Origin of the sequence: Streptomyces sp. SPB162 (genome assembly GCF_029504575.1) — a bacterium.
GTDB lineage: Bacteria > Actinomycetota > Actinomycetes > Streptomycetales > Streptomycetaceae > Actinacidiphila.
This window is the reverse complement of sequence record NZ_JAQFII010000001.1, coordinates 6,295,584-6,311,101: the sequence shown is the minus strand read 5'-3', so window position 1 is coordinate 6,311,101 and position 15,518 is coordinate 6,295,584. Positions and strand designations below refer to the sequence as shown.

Here is a 15,518-nt window from a genome sequence, read left to right as displayed (position 1 = left end):
GGTGCAGTTCGGTCGCACGTACGAGGAGTTCGAGGTCGGTGCCGTCTACAAGCACTGGCCCGGAAAGACGGTCACGGAGTACGACGACCATCTCTTCTGCCTCCTCACGATGAACCACCACCCGCTCCACATGGACGCGAACTACGCCGAGAACACCACCGACTTCGGCAAGAACGTCGTGGTGGGGAACTACATCTACTCCCTGCTGCTGGGCATGTCCGTGCCGGACGTTTCGGGCAAGGCGATCGCCAACCTGGAGGTCGAGTCGCTCAAGCACGTGGCGCCGACGTTCCACGGCGACACGATCTACGGGCAGACCACCGTCCTGGACAAGTGGCCGTCCAAGTCGAAGGACGACCGCGGCATCGTCTACGTCGAGACCAAGGGCTACAAGCAGGACGGCACCCTGGTGTGCGTCTTCCGCCGCAAGGTCATGGTCCCCACCGCCACGTACATCAAGGAACGCGGCGGCGAGCAGCCCGGCCGCCCCGACCTGCAGGAGAACTGACATGAGCCGACTCGCTCAGACCGACGGGCTGACCGACATCCAGCGGGAGATCCTCTCCACCGTCCGCAGCTTCGTGGACAAGGAGATCCTGCCGGTCGCGACGGAGCTCGAACACCGCGACGAGTACCCCACCGAAATCGTTGAGGGCCTGAAGGAACTTGGCATCTTCGGGCTCATGATTCCCGAGGAGTACGGGGGTCTTGGTGAGTCTCTTCTCACATATGCCCTCACGGTCGAGGAGATTGCCCGCGGCTGGATGAGTGTGTCCGGAATTATCAACACTCACTTCATCGTCGCCTACATGCTCAAGCAGCACGGAACGCAGGAGCAGAAGGAGTACTTTCTGCCCCGGATGGCGGCCGGCGAAGTGCGTGGCGCCTTCTCGATGTCGGAGCCGGGGATGGGTTCCGACGTCTCCGCGATCCGCACCAAGGGCGTCAGGGACGGCGACGACTACGTCGTCAACGGCCAGAAGATGTGGCTCACGAACGGCGGTTCGTCCAACCTGGTGGCGGTGCTCTGCAAGACCGATGAGGGCCTGTCCCCCGAGGAAGCCGCGGCCAAGCCGCACAAGTCGATGACGACCTTCCTCATCGAGAAGGAGCCCGGGTTCGGTCCGAACCCTGCGGTCCCCGGTCTCACCGTGCCCGGCAAGATCGAGAAGATGGGCTACAAGGGCGTCGATACGACGGAGCTGATCCTGGAGGACGTCCGGGTCCCGTCGAACCGCGTTCTCGGTGGTCAGAGCGGTCGCGGCTTCTACCAGATGATGGACGGCGTCGAGGTCGGGCGGGTCAATGTGGCGGCGCGCGGCTGCGGAGTCGCACAGCGCGCGTTCGAGCTCGGGATCTCCTACGCGCAACAACGCCACACCTTCGGCAAGCCGATCATCGAGCACCAGGCGATCTCCTTCAAGCTCGCCGAGATGGCGACCAAGGTCGAGGCCGCTCACGCGATGATGGTCAACGCCGCTCGTAAGAAGGACTCGGGCCAGCGCAACGACCTCGAGGCCGGCATGGCGAAGTACCTGGCCTCGGAGTACTGCAAGGAGGTCGTCGAGGACGCCTTCCGCATCCACGGCGGATACGGCTTCTCCAAGGAGTACGAGATCGAGCGGCTCTACCGGGAGGCCCCGATGTTGCTCATCGGTGAAGGTACCGCCGAGATCCAGAAAATGATCATTGGTCGCCGGCTGCTCGAGGAGTATCGTATTCAGGGCTGAATGTCCTGATATAAGCGATATATTCGAGGTGAAGGTCACACCGAGTCATCGCGTACTGGCCATGGACTCGCCCTCGCGCTTGCCGAGTTGTGGGTGCCACCCGATACCATCTTGGTAAAGCCGCCGTCCCCAGAACCATCTCGCGGCACCCTCCGCTACGAAGGTCTTCCATGCCCCACAGCCATTCCTCTGCACCTCGCGGCCGGGTCCGCCTCGCGCGCGGAGCGTCGCCGTGGCTCCTCCCGACCGTGGCCGCCGCGGCGGTCAGCCTCACCCGCGCCCGCCGCTCCGGGCGCTGGGCAGCCGTGGCCGTACCCACCACCGCCCTGGCCGCGGGCATGCTGTGGTTCTTCCGTGACCCTGAGCGAGACATCGCTCAGGGCCGGGTGATCTCACCGGCAGACGGCGTGGTGCAGAGCATCATGCCGTGGAAGGACGGGCGCACCCGCGTCGCGATCTTCATGAGCCCGCTGAACGTCCATGTGAACCGCGCACCGCTCGCGGGCACCGTCACCTCCGTGGAACACATCCCCGGCGGTTTCGTACCGGCGTTCAACAAGGAGAGCGAGAACAACGAACGCGTTGTCTGGCACTTCGACACCGAACTCGGCGACATCGAGATGGTGCAGATCGCCGGCGCCGTGGCCCGCCGCATCGTGCCCTACGTGCCCTCGGGCACCAAGGTCGAGCAGGGCGAGCGCATCGGCCTGATCCGCTTCGGCTCCCGCGTCGACATCTACCTCCCTGAGGGCGTCCTGCCCGATGTCGAGGTCGGCCAGACCACCATGGCTGGGGTGACTCGTCTTGACCGTGATTGATCCCGACACACAGGCCCCGTGGGTGACCGAGCTGGAGGAAGAGGTCGACGACCTCCCCCTCTCCACGCGGCTGTCCATCGCGGACACGCTCACTCTCGGTAACGCCATCTGCGGATTCATGGCCGTGTACTTCACGACCACCCAAGTGCTGGTGCCGCACCTCATGGGCACCGCCGACGGCGGCATGGCGCGGCACAACGCCGCGACGGCCGTGACCCTCATGCTGATGGCGTCCGTCTTCGACCTCCTGGACGGGCTGGTGGCGCGCAAGCTCCGCAGCTCCGCCATGGGAGCCGAGCTCGACAACCTGTCGGACCTGATCAGCTTCGGCCTCGCACCGGCGTACTTCGTGGTGGTGTGGGGGCTGGTCGCGGACGACGCGCACGGCCGGGTCTCGGCGGTGGCCGCCGTCGTCGTCCTGCTCGCCGTGGTCCTCAGACTCGCGCGCTTCTCCTGCACCACGGTGCGGGACGGGGTCTTCCAGGGCATGCCGAGCCCGTTCGGCGCGATGACGGTCGTCTCCGTCGTCCTGCTGGAGCTGCCGTTCATCCCGACGCTGCTGGCGATCGTGGGGGTGGCGTGGCTGATGATGAGCCGCGTCGAGTACCCCAAGCCCCGCGGCCGGCTCGCGCTGATCACGCTGGCCTGGATCTTCATCAGCATGGGCTGCCTCGCGGCCTGGACGCTGGACGTACCGGGCGGGCACCTGCTGCTCCAGACCGGTGCGGCGCTCCAGATCCTCGCCGCGGCGGTCATCCCGTGCTTCGCGACGACGCGCAGGGTGAACACCTTCCGTAACAACCGCCGCGAGGCGCGCGCCGAGCAGTGACGGCGGCGCCGCGGAGCGGTGTGACAGGGAAAGGCCCCGGGCTCTCGGCCCGGGGCCTTTCCCGTGTACTTCGCCGCGAGTGGGACACGCGGGACGGTGGGCCGAGACCACCCCGAGGGCGGCCTTCTGGCCGCCCTCGGCGCGACGCGGTCGCCTACTGCGCCAGGAAGTCCCGGGCCAGGGCCTGGGCCACGCGTTCCAGCAGGGGGCCGGCCTGGGCCATGCAGACCGTCGGGTCCGGCTCGATGTCGGTCAGGGCGTAGGCGCGGCGGATGCCGGCCCCGCCGAGCGCGCCGGGAGCGAGCGCGAGCCGGCCGCAGACGGCGACGACGTCGATATTGCGGGCGCGGGCGGCCTGCGCGACGCCGACCGGGGCCTTGCCGTGCAGGGTCTGCTCGTCGAGCGACCCCTCGCCGGTGATCACGAAGTCGGCGCGGTCCAGTGCCTCGGCGAAGCCCAGGACGTCGAGCATGACGTCGATGCCGGGCCGGAAGGCCGCGTCGAGCCCGACGAGCGCTCCGTAGCCGATACCGCCGGCGGCACCGGCTCCCGGCGCCTGCGCGGCGTCGGCCGCGGCGGACCCCCGGGCTTCGGTGAGCACCTCGACGAACCGCCCGAGGGCGGCGTCGAGCGCGGCCACGTCCTGTTCGCTGGCGCCCTTCTGCGGGCCGTACACGGCGGCGGCGCCCTTCGGGCCGAGCAGCGGGTTGTCGACGTCGCTGGCCAGCACCACCTCGGTGGCGGCGAGCCGCGGGTCGAGCCCGGACAGGTCGGCGGTGGCGAGGGCGGCCAGCGCCCCGCCGCCGGGTCCGACCGGCGCTCCGTCCGCGTCGAGCAGGCGGGCGCCGAGCGCGACGAGCATGCCGGCCCCGCCGTCGTTGGTGGCGCTGCCGCCGACGCCCAGCACGATGGTGCGCGCGCCGTCGTCCAGCGCGGCGCGCAACAGCTCGCCGGTGCCGAGTGTGGTGGCCGTGAGCGGCTCGAAGACGCCCTCCGGCAGATGCCGCAGGCCGGAGGCCTCGGCCATCTCGACCACGGCGGTGGTGTCGCGCACGGCGTACGTGGCGGTCACCGGCTCGCCCAGCGGCCCGGTCACCCGCAGCTCACGCCGCTCGAAGCCGGCCGCGACCGCCGCGTCGACGGTGCCGTCGCCGCCGTCGGCGACCGGCACCGACTCGATCGTCAGCCCCGGCACCACGTGCAGCAGCCCGGCCGTGACATGCTCGGCGACCTGCACCGCCGTCAGCGACCCCTTGAACTTGTCGGCGGCGATCAGTACGCGCCCCGTTGTGTGTCGTGCGGTGTCGGACACGTTTACTCCCCATCCGATACGGAACGTCGCGCCGCTCGGACCTTATCCCGCTATCGTCCGCGTGCCCATGACCGGTCCGGCGCGCCACCCCATCACATCGTGAGTTTCACTGACATAGCAGGAGGTTCCGGCAACCGGAGTTCGCGCCGCATATTCGTTTGCGGGGGCCCGCCGCGTTGCGGCACAGTGCGCCGGTGCTGATCCGACGTGAGCGACCCACCGACATCGACGTGATCCGTGACGTCACCGCCGCCGCGTTCGCCCGGCCGGGGAAGGCGGACGGCTCCGTCGAAGCGTCGCTCGTCGACCGGCTGCGGGCGAGCGACGCCTGGCTCCCCGAGCTGTCGCTCGTCGCGACGGATGAGGAGGACCGGGTGATCGGCCACGTGCTGGCCACGCGCGCTCATGTCGCGGAGACATCCGTGCTCGCGATCGGCCCGCTGTCGGTGGCCCCCGGCCACCAGCGGTCCGGTGTCGGCAAAGCGCTCATGCACACCGCCCTCGGCGCCTGCGACGCACTGGGCGCGCCACTGGTCATCCTGCTCGGCGATCCCCGTTACTACGGGCGGTTCGGTTTCCGGCCGGCCGAGGAGTACGGGATCACCCCCGCGGTGGCCGAATGGCGGCCGCACTTCCAGGCCCGGACCCTGACCGGCTACGTTCCGGCCGATCCGGCACTGCGTGGCGCGTTCGCGTACGCGGCGCCCTTCGACGACGTGTGAGCCGCGTAGGTTGGGGTCCGTGACCCAGGACTACGCCTCGTACATCGCCGCCCTGCCGAAGATCCTCGCTGGAGCGGCGGTGCTGTTCCGCGACCGGGCCGGCCGCGTGCTGCTCGTGGATCCCAACTACCGCGAGGGCGAGCGCAAGTGGATCCTGCCCGGCGGCACGGTGGAGTCCGGTCAGGGCGAGTCGCCCCGGCAGGGGGCGCGTCGCGAGGTCGCCGAGGAGATCGGCCTGGACGTCGAGCCCGGCGCGTTGATCGCGATGGACTGGGTGACCCGCGCCGACAGGCCCCCGCTGGCGGTGTACCTGTACGACGGCGGAGTGCTCGACGAGGAGCAGCTCGGGGCGATCCGGCTGCAGGAGGAAGAGCTGGACGCCTGGAACCTCGTCCCGCTCGACCAGGTCGGCACGTTCGCCTCCCCCGAGATGGAGGGCCGTATCCGGGCCGGGTTCGCCGCGCTGATGGCCGGCACCGGGACCGCCGAGCTGGAGAACGGCCACCGGGTCGGCCCGGCGCCCGCGGTGGACCACACCCGTCGCGTCGGCCCGGCGTCCACGGTTCACCACACCGGCCGGACCGGTCAGCGGCCGACCGCGTAGCCCTGCATGCCGCGCGGGTTGGCGGCCGCGGAGAGCACACCCGTCTCCGGGTCGCGGGCGACCGCGCAGAGCCGGCCCTCCGACCAGGGGCCGCCGACCGTCACCCGGTGGCCGCGACGGCGCAGTTCGCCGATGGTCCGCCCGCCGAGGCGCGATTCGACGGTCACGCTGCCGGGGCGCATGACGCGCGGGTGGAACGAGCCGGGGAAGCCGTCCGTGTGCCAGCCCGGCGCGTCGATCGCCTCCTGCAGGCCGAGCCCGCCCAGCGCGACGGCCAGGAAGAAGTGCAGCGACCACTGGTCCTGCTGGTCGCCGCCGGGGGTGCCGAACGCCAGGACCGGTTCGCCGTCGCGCAGCGCCATGGACGGCGACAGCGTCGTGCGCGGGCGGCGGCCGGGCGTGAGGGAGTTGGGCAGCCCCTCCTCCAGCCACGTCATCTGCAGCCGGGTACCGAGCGGGAAGCCGAGTTCGGGGATCAGCGGGCTGGACTGCAGCCAGCCGCCGCTGGGGGTGGCGGCGACCATGTTGCCCCAGCGGTCGACCACGTCGAGATGGCAGGTGTCGCCGCGGGTGCGGCCGTCGGCGGCGGGGGTCATCGGTTCGTCGGTGGCGACGCTCGGTTCACCCGTGCCCGGCGCTCGCGGCACGCTCTCCAGCGCGAAGCGCGGCAGCCGGGGCGCCCGTCCGCCCGGGCCGCCGGGACTGCCGGGGCGCAGTTCGTACGAGGCGGCGTCGCCGATCAGGGTCCGGCGCCCGTCGTTGTACGCGGGTGACAGCAGCGCTCCGACCGGTACATCGGCCTCGGCGTCGCCGTACCAGGCCTCCCGGTCGGCCATCGCGAGCTTGGTGCCTTCGACGAGGGTGTGGACGTAGCCGGGCTCCTGGTAGCCGAAGCCGTCGGGCAGCAGGGCGAGTTGCTGGGCGAAGACCGGGCCCTGGCTCCACGGCCCCGGCTTGCAGACCGTCCAGCCGAACCGGTCGTACGTCAGCGGGGGTTCGTAGCGCGCCTCGTATCCGGCCAGGTCGTCGCCGATGAGCGTCGAGGCGTGCCGTTCGCCCGAGCTGTCCATCGCGGGGCGGGCCGCGGCGGCGGCCAGCGCCTCGCCGATGAAGCCCGAGCGCCAGATCTGCCGGGCGGCCTCGATCCGCTGCTCCCGGCCGGCGCCGACCGCCCGCGCGTCGGCCTCGCGCAGCAGGCGCCGCCACGTGGTGGCCAGGGCCGGGTTCCGCAGCAGGGCGCCAGGACGCGGCGCCCGGCCCGCCGGCAGGTACAGCGCGGCGGAGTCGGTCCACTCGGTCGCGAAGAGGGTCCGCACCGCCTCCACGCTCGCGCCGATCGCCGCGACCGCCGGATGTCCGTGTTCGGCGTAGCCGACCGCGTACCTCAGGACCTCGGCGAGGGTCTTCGTGCCGTGGTCGCGCAGCAGCACCATCCAGGCGTCGAACGCGCCGGGCACGGCGGCCGCCAGCGGCCCGGTGCCGGGCACCAGGTCCAGGCCGAGGCTCCGGTAGTGCCCGACGGACGCTCCGGCGGGGGCGGGCCCCTGCCCGCACAACACCCGCACCGGCCCGCCTGCCGGGGCGAGGAGGATCGGTACCTCGCCCGCCGGACCGTTCAGATGCGGTTCTACGACGTGCAGGACGAACCCGGCGGCCACCGCGGCGTCGAACGCGTTGCCGCCGTCCTCCAGCACGGCCATGGCCGACTGGGACGCCAGCCAGTGTGTCGACGAGACCATGCCGAAGGTGCCCTGCAGGGTGGGCCGCGTCGTGAACACCGGGGTCTACCGACCCCGCCGGGGTATCCGCATCTACGCCCTCACGCCTTCGGTATGTCGAAGAAGTACGTCAGTCCGCCGGCGAGGCGGATGTCGCCCTGGATCTTGAGCTTACGGGTGAAGAACAGCGCGGGGCCAGAGGCGTTGCCGGACACGAGCTTGAGGAACTCCGGGGCGGCCATGGTGAGGGTCAACTGCGGGTCGCGGCCGCTCTCCTGCCGGGACACCGTGCAGGCGCCGTCGGCGATGTGCGTCTCGTAGACGTCGCGGGCGTCGTCGCCGTTGGTGATCCGCCACCGGATGAGCGCGTCGCGCTTGCCCGCGACGTCCGGCTTGAAGAGGGTCTCCATCCGGTTGAACACCTCGTCGAGCACGCGCTTGCGCTGCGGTCCGCTCATCAGCTCGGCGATCCGCCGGACGGGCAGCTCCTTGACGATGCGGGCGAACTCCTTCGGCTCGACCGCACCGAAGTCGAGCGTGTCGAGGTCGAGATCGTCGATGTCGGCCATGCCGGGCACCATCCTTACTCCAGAGTAAGTTTACTGATGGGTAAGCCTAGAGCCGCTTCGCTTAGGCTGGCAACGTGTCCAACGATTCCTCCACCGCCGCTGCCCACTCGCCCGGCACGGCGGGCTCGGCGGTGCACGCGATGGCCGAGCGACTGACCAACATCCCGGGCATCGCCGGGGTGATGCTCGGCGGCAGCCGCGCCCGCGGCACCCACCGCCCGGACTCCGACTGGGACCTGGGCCTGTACTACCGGGGTGAGCCGGACACCGCGGCGCTGGCCGCCCTCGCGGCGGAGTTCGCGGCCGGACCGGTCGAGATCGCCGGCCCCGGCGGCTGGGGCCCCTGGGTCAACGGCGGCGCCTGGCTGAGCGTCGACGGGACGCCGGTCGACTGGATCCTGCGCGACCTCGACCGCGTCGAACGCGTCTGGGACGACTGCCGCGCCGGCCGCTACGAGGTGGGCACCCAGCCCGGCCACCCCCTCGGCTTCTGGTCCCCCGCCTACCCCGGCGAGGTGGCGTTGGGCCGCGTACTGGCCGACCGGGACGGGGAGTTGACCGCGCTGCGGGAGCAGACCCTGCACTACCCCGAGCCGCTGCGCGAGGCGCTCGTCGCCGCCGCGTGGGAGGCGGAGTTCTCCGTGACGGCCGCCCGCAAGTCCGCCGGCACCGGCGACATCCTGCACGCCGCGCTCTGCCTGTCCCGGGCGCTCGGAGTGCTCACCCAGTCCCTCCACGCGCACCACCGCACCTGGTGCCTCAACGAGAAGGGCGCCCTCGCCGCGGCGGCCGCGCTCCCCGCGACGCCCCCGGACTTCCGCGCCCGCGCCGAGGACGTCCTGACCCGGCTCGACGACCCGGCGGCCGCCGTCGAAGCGGCGGCCGCGCTCGTCGCCGACATCCGCGGCCTGCTCGGCCCCTGACCCGGAGCGGGCCACGAGCCGGAGGGATCAGGCGGGCGGTGACCACTGCGGGGAGCGGCCCAGTATCGCGACGATCCTGTCGAGCGGATCGCCGGTACCGCCGTCGGCCACCTCGGGCCCGAACGCCGCGCCCTCGACCAGCCGGCTCTCCCCCGCCGGAACGGCCGCGGCCACCGGCAGCGCCGCCGCCAGCACCTCGGGGTCGAACTTCGCGTCGACGCCGATGGCCCGCGCCACGTCCCAGCCGTGCACCACGGTGTCCACGAAGTGGAAGCCGATCGCCACCGTCGCGGGGAAGGGCCGCCCGTCCCGTATCTCCGGGAGCCACCACCGCCGGTCCAGCACCCCGGACTCGCTGAACGCCGCCGCCACATCGGCGGCCGAGGCCGCGAACGCCCCCGCCGGATCCTCCCCGACCGACCGGTCGGCGAAGACCGACCGGTCCTTCGTCTCACCCCGCGCCACGGCGGCGAAGCCGTGGTTCTGCCCCACCATGTGTTCCAGCAGCCGCCGCAGCGTCCACTCCCCGCACGGCGTCGCCACGTCCAGCGAAGTCCCGCCGATCATTCCGGTGATCTCTTCCGCCGTCCGCAGCGCCTGCCGATGCAATACCCGAAGATCCGTCATACCTTGAACCGTAACCGCCCGGTACGACAACGCGACCGACCCGCCCGGCGCAAACCCATTCGTCCGCACGTGAGTTGCCCCCTACGCTGCGCGGATGAACAACCGCAAACCCCTCGTGGCGATCTTGACCGGAGCCGGGGTCTCCACGGATTCCGGAATTCCGGATTATCGCGGCCCCAACGGGCTGTGGCGGCGCGATCCCGAGGCGGAGAAGCTCGTCACCTACGACACGTACGTGGCCGACCCGGACATCCGCCGCCGCGCCTGGCTCATGCGGCGCGACAGCGAGACCTGGCACGCCCGCCCCAACGCCGCACACCACGCGGTGGCGGAGCTGGAGAGGTCCGGTGTGCCGGTACGCGTCATCACGCAGAACGTCGACGGCCTGCACCAGGCGGCCGGGATGCCCGCCCGCAAGGTGCTGGAGCTGCACGGCACGGCCCGCGCCGTCGTCTGCACGAAGTGTCATGCGCGCAGCGGCATGGATGTCGCGCTGGAGCGGGTGGCGGCCGGTGAGCAGGACCCGCCGTGCCTGGTCTGCGGGGGGATCCTCAAGTCCGCGACGGTGATGTTCGGGCAGCGGCTCGACCCCGAGGTGCTCGCTCAGGCGATGGCCGTCGCGAAGGGCTGTGACGTGTTCTTCGCCGTGGGCACGACCCTGCGGGTCCAGCCCGCGGCTTCCCTGGCCGGCATCGCGGCCGAGCACGGCGCGCGGCTGGTGATCGTGAACGCCGAGGCCACGCCCTACGACGAGTTGGCCGCCGAGGTGATCCGCGAACCGATCGGCACGGCGCTCCCCGCGCTGCTCAGCGCGCTCGCCTCGCCAGGGACCTGAGGACCGAGCGGGCCGCGTGGTGGCCGCTCATGCCGTGGACGCCGGGGCCCGGCGGGGTCGCGGAGGAGCAGAGGAAGACGTTGGGGCGGGCCGTGGCGTAGGGGTTCCAGGCGATCTTCGGGCGGAGCACCGTCTGGAGGCCGGCGAAGGCGCCACAGGCGATGTCGCCGCCGACGTAGTTGACGTTGTGGGCGGCGAGTTCGGCCGGGCCCGCGACCGCGCGGGCCAGGACGAGGTCGCGGAAGCCGGGCGCGAAGCGCTCGATCTGGCGCTCGACGGCATCGGTGGCGTCGCCGTGCCAGTCGTGCGGGACGTGGCCGTAGGCCCAGAAGACGTGCTTGCCCTCGGGGGCCCGGGTCGGGTCGACAACCGTCGGCTGGGAGGTGATCAGGAAGGGGGTCTGCGGGGGCCGGCCGCTGACCGCGCGGTTCAGCGCGTCGCCGATCTCGGTGTACGTCGGGCCGATGTGGACCGTGCCGGCCCGGCGGGCGTCGGGCGCGGTCCACGGCACGGGGCCGTCCAGCGCGTAGTCGATCTTGAAGACGGACGGGCCGTAGGTGTAGTTCCGGTAGGCGTCGCCGAGTCCGGCGATGCGGGCCAGCGCGGTCGGCGAGGTGTCGAAGACGTAGGCCCGCGCGGGCGGCAGCTCGTCGAGCTTTCGGACCGTCACCCCCGTGTGGACGACGCCGCCCTGCTCCTCGAGGTACGACGCGAGGGCGTCCGCGATCGACTGCGAGCCGCCGCGCGGGATCGGCCAGCCCACCGCGTGCGCGGCGAGCGCGAAGATCAGGGCGGTGGCGCCGGTCAGCGGCGAGCTGAGCGGGGTGATCGCGTGCGCCGCCAGACCGGCCAGCAGGGCGCGCGCCTTGGGGTCGCGGAACCGCCGCGCCAGCACGGCGACGGGCGGCAGCCCGGTCAGGCCGAAGCGGACGAACCGGTAGGGGTCGAGGGGCACCCCGCGCCACTGGGGCCGCAGCAGGTCGGCGGCCATGGTGTTCCAGTGGCCGACGTAGGGGGCCACCAGCCGCCGGTAGCGTACGGCGTCGTGCGCGCCGAAGGACGCGGCGGTCTCCCCCACGGAACGCGACAGCAGCGCGGCCGTGCCGTCCGGGAACGGGTGCGCCATCGGCAGCTCGGGGTGCAGCCACTCCAGACCGTGCGCCCGCAGCGGCAGCGCCTTGAACGCGGGCGAGCCGGCACCCATGGGGTGCACCGCCGAGCAGGGGTCGTGGCGGAAGCCGGGCAGCGTCAGCTCCTGGGTCCTGGCGCCGCCGCCGACAGTGTCGGCCGCCTCGTAGATCTGTACGGACAGGCCCGCGCGGGCCAGTTCGGCGGCGGCCGTCAGGCCGTTCGGCCCGGCCCCGACGACCACCACGTCCACCACCGCGGTCCGGCTCATCACGCGCCCATCAGGTCGAGGATCCGCCGCGCGGTCTCCGCGTCGCGGGCGATGGAGAACGGCAACGCGTTGCCGCCGGGGATGCGGAACGGCCCGCCGGCCGCCGTCAGGCTCGCCCCGCCGGCCTCGGTCACCAAGAGCAGGCCGGCGGCATGGTCCCAGGGCAGCTCCCAGAAGAAGGCGACGCCGTCCACCCCGCCCCGGGCCAGCTCCAGGTACTCGATGCCGGCGCAGGTGCACGAGCGGGTCGTCGCGCCGCCCGCCTCCAGCCGGCCGATCAGCTCCCGCTCCTTCTCGGTGCGGTAGACCGGGTTCGACGTCGAGACCCGCAGGACGCCATCCGGCGCGGCGGCCGTGCGCATCGGCTGCCCGTTCAGGTACGCGCCCGCGCCGCGCCGCGCGGTCGCCATCAGCCCGCGCTCCGGGACGTAGGTCCAGGACGCGAGCGGCTCGCCGCCCTGCACGAGGGTGACGAGCGTCGCGTAACCGTCCTCGCCGCGCACGAAGTTCGCGGTGCCGTCGACCGGGTCGACGACCCACACCGGTTCGTCGCCGGCCAGCCGCCCGAGGACGCTGAGGTCGGCGCTGACCGCCTCCTCGCCGACGACCACCGAGCCGGGCAGCAGCGCGGTCAGCTCCTCGGTGAGCCGTTCCTCCGCCCGGCGGTCGGCGGTGGTCACCAGGTCGTAGGGGCCGTTCTTCTCGATCACGTCCTCGGCCGCGAGCCGCCGCCAGCGCGGCGTGACCTCCTCGGCGACCACGGTCCGCACCACCCGCTCGACGGCTGCGAGCAGTTCCTCATCGACCTCGTTGACCATGGCTCCATCAAATCAGACCGAAGTGCCGTCCTGGCGTACGGTTCGCCGGAGCAGGGGGTGCATCAGCACCGTGTAGAGGACGAGCGCGGAGCCTAGGCCCACGGCCCAGCCGTAATCCGCGAGCGGCTTGAGGAACGGGATCATGCCGTCGGCGGGGAACGGCCCCTTGCCGGGCTCGGAGTGGGAGCCCCCGACCGCCAGGACCCCGCCGAGGGCGAAGGCCGCGACCGCCCGCCAGTTCCACCCGGCGGTGTACCAGTAGCGGCCGCCGGGAGTGTAGAGGTCCACCAGGTCCAGGACGGTGCGGCGGATGATCCAGTAGTCCGCGATGAGGATGCCCGCGACCGTGCCCAGCAGGCCGCCGACCACGCCCAGCCAGGTGAAGATGTAGAACTCGGGGGTCTCGATGAGCTTCCACGGGAAGATCACCACGCCCACCACGCCGGTGATCAGCGCGCCGGTGCGGAAGTTGATGTACTTCGGCGCGAGGTTGGACAGGTCGTAGGCCGGCGACACCACATTGGCCGCGATGTTCACACTGAGGGTCGCGACCAGGACCGTGACCAGCGCGAAGAGCAGGCCGAAGACGTTGTCGGTCTTGGCGGCGAGATCGACCGGGTTCCAGATCGCCGCTCCGTAGACGGCCTGCGAGCCGGAGGTGACCAGCACCGACAGCAGGGCGAAGAACGTCATCGTCGTGGGCAGCCCCAGGGACTGGCCCCATATCTGGGCGCGCTGGCCGGCGCCGAAACGGGTGAAGTCGGGGATGTTCAGCGACAGCGTGGACCAGAAGCCGATCATGCCCATCAGCGACGGGAAGAAGACCGGCCAGAAGTCGCTGCCCCAGCCGAGCTTCGACGGCTGGTCGAGCAGCGGCCCCAGTCCGCCGGCCTTCACCGTGATCCAGACCAGCAGCACGACGGCGCCGACCAGGACGAACGGCGCGGCCCAGTTCTCGAAGCGCCGCAGGGTGTCCATGCCCCGGTAGATGATGGCCAGTTCGAGGGCCCAGAAGGCCACGAAGCACAGCCACATGGTCCACGGGTAGCCGCCGATCTTCCCGACGTCCGCCCAGCCGCCGCCGATGATCTTGCCGAGCAGGACGAAGATGCCCTGCCCGCCGATCCAGGTCTGGATGCCGAACCAGGCGCAGGCCACCGCCGCCCGCACCAGCGCCGGCAGATTGGCTCCGCGCAGCCCGAACGAGGCCCTGGCCAGAACGGGGAAGGGGATGCCATAGCGGGGTCCCGCGTGCCCGGTGAGGAGCATCGGGAAGAGCACGATCACGTTGGCCAGGGCGATCGTGAGGACCGCCTGCTTCCAGTCCATGCCGAGCGCGACGAGCCCGGAGGCGAGCGTCCAGGACGGGATGTTGTGCGCCATCCCGACCCACAGCGCGGTGAAGTTGTACGTCGTCCACGTACGGCGCGCGACGGGGACGGGCAGCAGGTCCTCGTTGGCGAACCGGGTGTCGGGCAGGGCCGCGTCGGCCGGCAGTTCGACGCGGTCCCCTGGACTTGCGGTGATGGTCATCGACACCTCGTTCTCTCGGGCCAGGGGTCAGGGGTCCCGGTTCAGGGGGTCCGGGTTCAGGGGTCCGGGTTCAGCCCAGCGCGGGGATGATGTGCTCGCCGTAGGCGTCGATGGTCGACTCCTTGGCGTCGTGCATGTCGTACAGCGCGAACTGGTCGACGCCGAGGCTCCGGAGGTGTTCGAGCTTGGCGAGGTGCGCCTCGACCGGGCCGAGCAGGCAGAACCGGTCGACGATCTCGTCGGGCACGAACGCGGTGTCGGGATTGCCCGAGCGGCCGTGGTGGGCGTAGTCGTACCCCTGGCGCCGCTTGATGTACGCGGTCAGCTCGTCGGGCACCAGGCCGGAGTGCTCGCCGTAGCGGGAGACGAGGTCGGCGACGTGGTTGCCGACCATGCCGCCGAACCAGCGGCACTGCTCGCGCGCGTGCGCCAACTGCTCGTCGCTGCCGTCCGTGACGTAGGCGGGCGCGGCGACGCAGATGGTGAGGGCGGACGGGTCCCGGCCGGCGGCCGACGCCGCGTCCCGGACCGCGCGGATCATCCACTCGGTGAGGAACGGGTCGGCCAGCTGCAGGATGAACCCGTCGGCCTTCTCCCCCGCCAGGGCCAGGGCCTTGGGCCCGTAGGCGGCCATCCAGACGGGCAGCTTCCCGTCCTCCACCCACGGCAGTCGCATGGGCGTGCCGTCGACGGACGCCTCGCGGCCCTCGGCGAGGTCGCGGATGACGCCCATCGCCTCGCCGACCCGCGCGAGGGTGTTGGGCTTGCGCCCGGCGACGCGCATCGCCGAGTCGCCGCGCCCGATGCCGCAGACCGTGCGGTTGCCGTACATGGAGTTGAGGGTGGCGAAGGTGGACGCGGTCACCTCCCAGGTGCGGGTGCCGGGGTTGGTGACCATCGGGCCGACGATCAGTTTGCGGGTGTGTTCGAGGATGCGGCTGTAGATGACGAAGGGCTCCTGCCAGAGAACGGCGGAGTCGAAGGTCCAACCGTGGGTGAACCCATTGCGCTCCGCGCGGCGCATGAGGCCGACGACACCGGAAGCGGGCGGATCCGTCTGCAGGACGAGGCCGAAGTCCAT

The 15,518-nt window shown here is 71.6% G+C and carries 16 protein-coding genes; 8 read left to right on the top strand and 8 right to left on the bottom strand.

The features are described 5' to 3' along the window. Position 1: 1 nt before the first annotated feature. The 4 genes from M2266_RS28455 (at position 2) to pssA (ending at position 3,377) form a co-directional block, all read left to right on the top strand. On the top strand, positions 2-508 hold the full coding sequence (locus tag M2266_RS28455; RefSeq protein ID WP_277441394.1) for a MaoC family dehydratase: 507 nt from the start codon (positions 2-4) through the stop codon (positions 506-508). Between the two features lies 1 nt (position 509). Continuing rightward, positions 510-1,730: an acyl-CoA dehydrogenase family protein gene (locus tag M2266_RS28450; RefSeq protein ID WP_277440761.1), complete on the top strand. Its 1,221-nt coding sequence runs from the start codon at positions 510-512 to the stop codon at positions 1,728-1,730. A gap of 170 nt (positions 1,731-1,900) precedes the next feature. After that, positions 1,901-2,548: a phosphatidylserine decarboxylase gene (locus M2266_RS28445; protein ID WP_277440760.1), complete on the top strand. Its 648-nt coding sequence runs from the start codon at positions 1,901-1,903 to the stop codon at positions 2,546-2,548. After that, positions 2,535-3,377 carry a CDP-diacylglycerol--serine O-phosphatidyltransferase gene (gene pssA, locus M2266_RS28440; RefSeq protein ID WP_277440759.1) on the top strand — a complete coding sequence of 281 codons (843 nt, stop codon included), beginning with the start codon at positions 2,535-2,537 and terminating at the stop codon, positions 3,375-3,377. Before M2266_RS28445 ends, pssA begins: the two co-directional genes overlap by 14 nt. A 154-nt stretch (positions 3,378-3,531) precedes the next feature. On the opposite strand, the gene M2266_RS28435 is transcribed toward pssA, so the two are convergent. Further along, positions 3,532-4,689: a glycerate kinase gene (locus tag M2266_RS28435; RefSeq protein ID WP_277440758.1), complete on the bottom strand. Its 1,158-nt coding sequence runs from the start codon at positions 4,687-4,689 to the stop codon at positions 3,532-3,534. Positions 4,690-4,883: 194 nt separating this feature from the next. On the opposite strand from M2266_RS28435, the gene M2266_RS28430 reads away from it, so the two are divergent. After that, positions 4,884-5,411 carry an N-acetyltransferase gene (locus M2266_RS28430; protein WP_277440757.1) on the top strand — a complete coding sequence of 176 codons (528 nt, stop codon included), beginning with the start codon at positions 4,884-4,886 and terminating at the stop codon, positions 5,409-5,411. Positions 5,412-5,421: 10 nt separating this feature from the next. Beyond that, positions 5,422-6,015 carry an NUDIX hydrolase gene (locus M2266_RS28425; RefSeq protein WP_277440756.1) on the top strand — a complete coding sequence of 198 codons (594 nt, stop codon included), beginning with the start codon at positions 5,422-5,424 and terminating at the stop codon, positions 6,013-6,015. Here the strand turns inward: M2266_RS28425 and M2266_RS28420 are convergent. After that, positions 5,997-7,793: a gamma-glutamyltransferase gene (locus M2266_RS28420; RefSeq protein WP_277440755.1), complete on the bottom strand. Its 1,797-nt coding sequence runs from the start codon at positions 7,791-7,793 to the stop codon at positions 5,997-5,999. The two genes, M2266_RS28425 and M2266_RS28420, sit on opposite strands and share 19 nt — an antisense overlap. Positions 7,794-7,834: 41 nt before the next feature. Then, positions 7,835-8,302 (bottom strand): SCP2 sterol-binding domain-containing protein, encoded by a 468-nt coding sequence (locus M2266_RS28415; protein WP_277440754.1) that lies wholly within the window; start codon positions 8,300-8,302, stop codon positions 7,835-7,837. Between the two features lie 140 nt (positions 8,303-8,442). On the opposite strand from M2266_RS28415, the gene M2266_RS28410 reads away from it, so the two are divergent. Continuing rightward, positions 8,443-9,225, top strand: coding sequence for a DUF4037 domain-containing protein (locus tag M2266_RS28410; protein WP_277441393.1), 783 nt, complete (start codon positions 8,443-8,445; stop codon positions 9,223-9,225). Between the two features lie 27 nt (positions 9,226-9,252). Here M2266_RS28410 and M2266_RS28405 read toward each other — a convergent pair whose 3' ends face one another. Further along, positions 9,253-9,852, bottom strand: a complete 600-nt coding sequence (locus M2266_RS28405; protein ID WP_277440753.1) for a TIGR03086 family metal-binding protein — start codon at positions 9,850-9,852, stop codon at positions 9,253-9,255. Positions 9,853-9,946: 94 nt separating this feature from the next. Between M2266_RS28405 and M2266_RS28400 the strand changes: the two genes are divergently transcribed. Continuing rightward, a complete protein-coding gene (locus M2266_RS28400; protein ID WP_277440752.1) occupies positions 9,947-10,687 on the top strand; it encodes a Sir2 family NAD-dependent protein deacetylase in 741 nt (246 codons plus the stop codon). Here M2266_RS28400 and M2266_RS28395 read toward each other — a convergent pair. The 4 genes from M2266_RS28395 to M2266_RS28380 all read right to left on the bottom strand — a co-directional run bounded on the left by M2266_RS28395 (position 10,659) and on the right by M2266_RS28380 (position 15,518). Further along, a complete protein-coding gene (locus tag M2266_RS28395) occupies positions 10,659-12,086 on the bottom strand; it encodes an NAD(P)/FAD-dependent oxidoreductase (RefSeq protein ID WP_277440751.1) in 1,428 nt (475 codons plus the stop codon). The two genes, M2266_RS28400 and M2266_RS28395, sit on opposite strands and share 29 nt — an antisense overlap. Continuing rightward, positions 12,086-12,904, bottom strand: a complete 819-nt coding sequence (locus tag M2266_RS28390; protein WP_277440750.1) for an inositol monophosphatase family protein — start codon at positions 12,902-12,904, stop codon at positions 12,086-12,088. Before M2266_RS28390 ends, M2266_RS28395 begins: the two co-directional genes overlap by 1 nt. Positions 12,905-12,916: 12 nt before the next feature. Beyond that, the gene (locus tag M2266_RS28385) at positions 12,917-14,437 is read right to left on the bottom strand and encodes an NCS1 family nucleobase:cation symporter-1 (RefSeq protein ID WP_277440749.1); all 1,521 of its coding nucleotides are present in this window, start codon (positions 14,435-14,437) and stop codon (positions 12,917-12,919) included. Positions 14,438-14,507: 70 nt separating this feature from the next. Continuing rightward, positions 14,508-15,518 carry a TIGR03842 family LLM class F420-dependent oxidoreductase gene (locus M2266_RS28380; protein ID WP_277440748.1) on the bottom strand — a complete coding sequence of 337 codons (1,011 nt, stop codon included), beginning with the start codon at positions 15,516-15,518 and terminating at the stop codon, positions 14,508-14,510.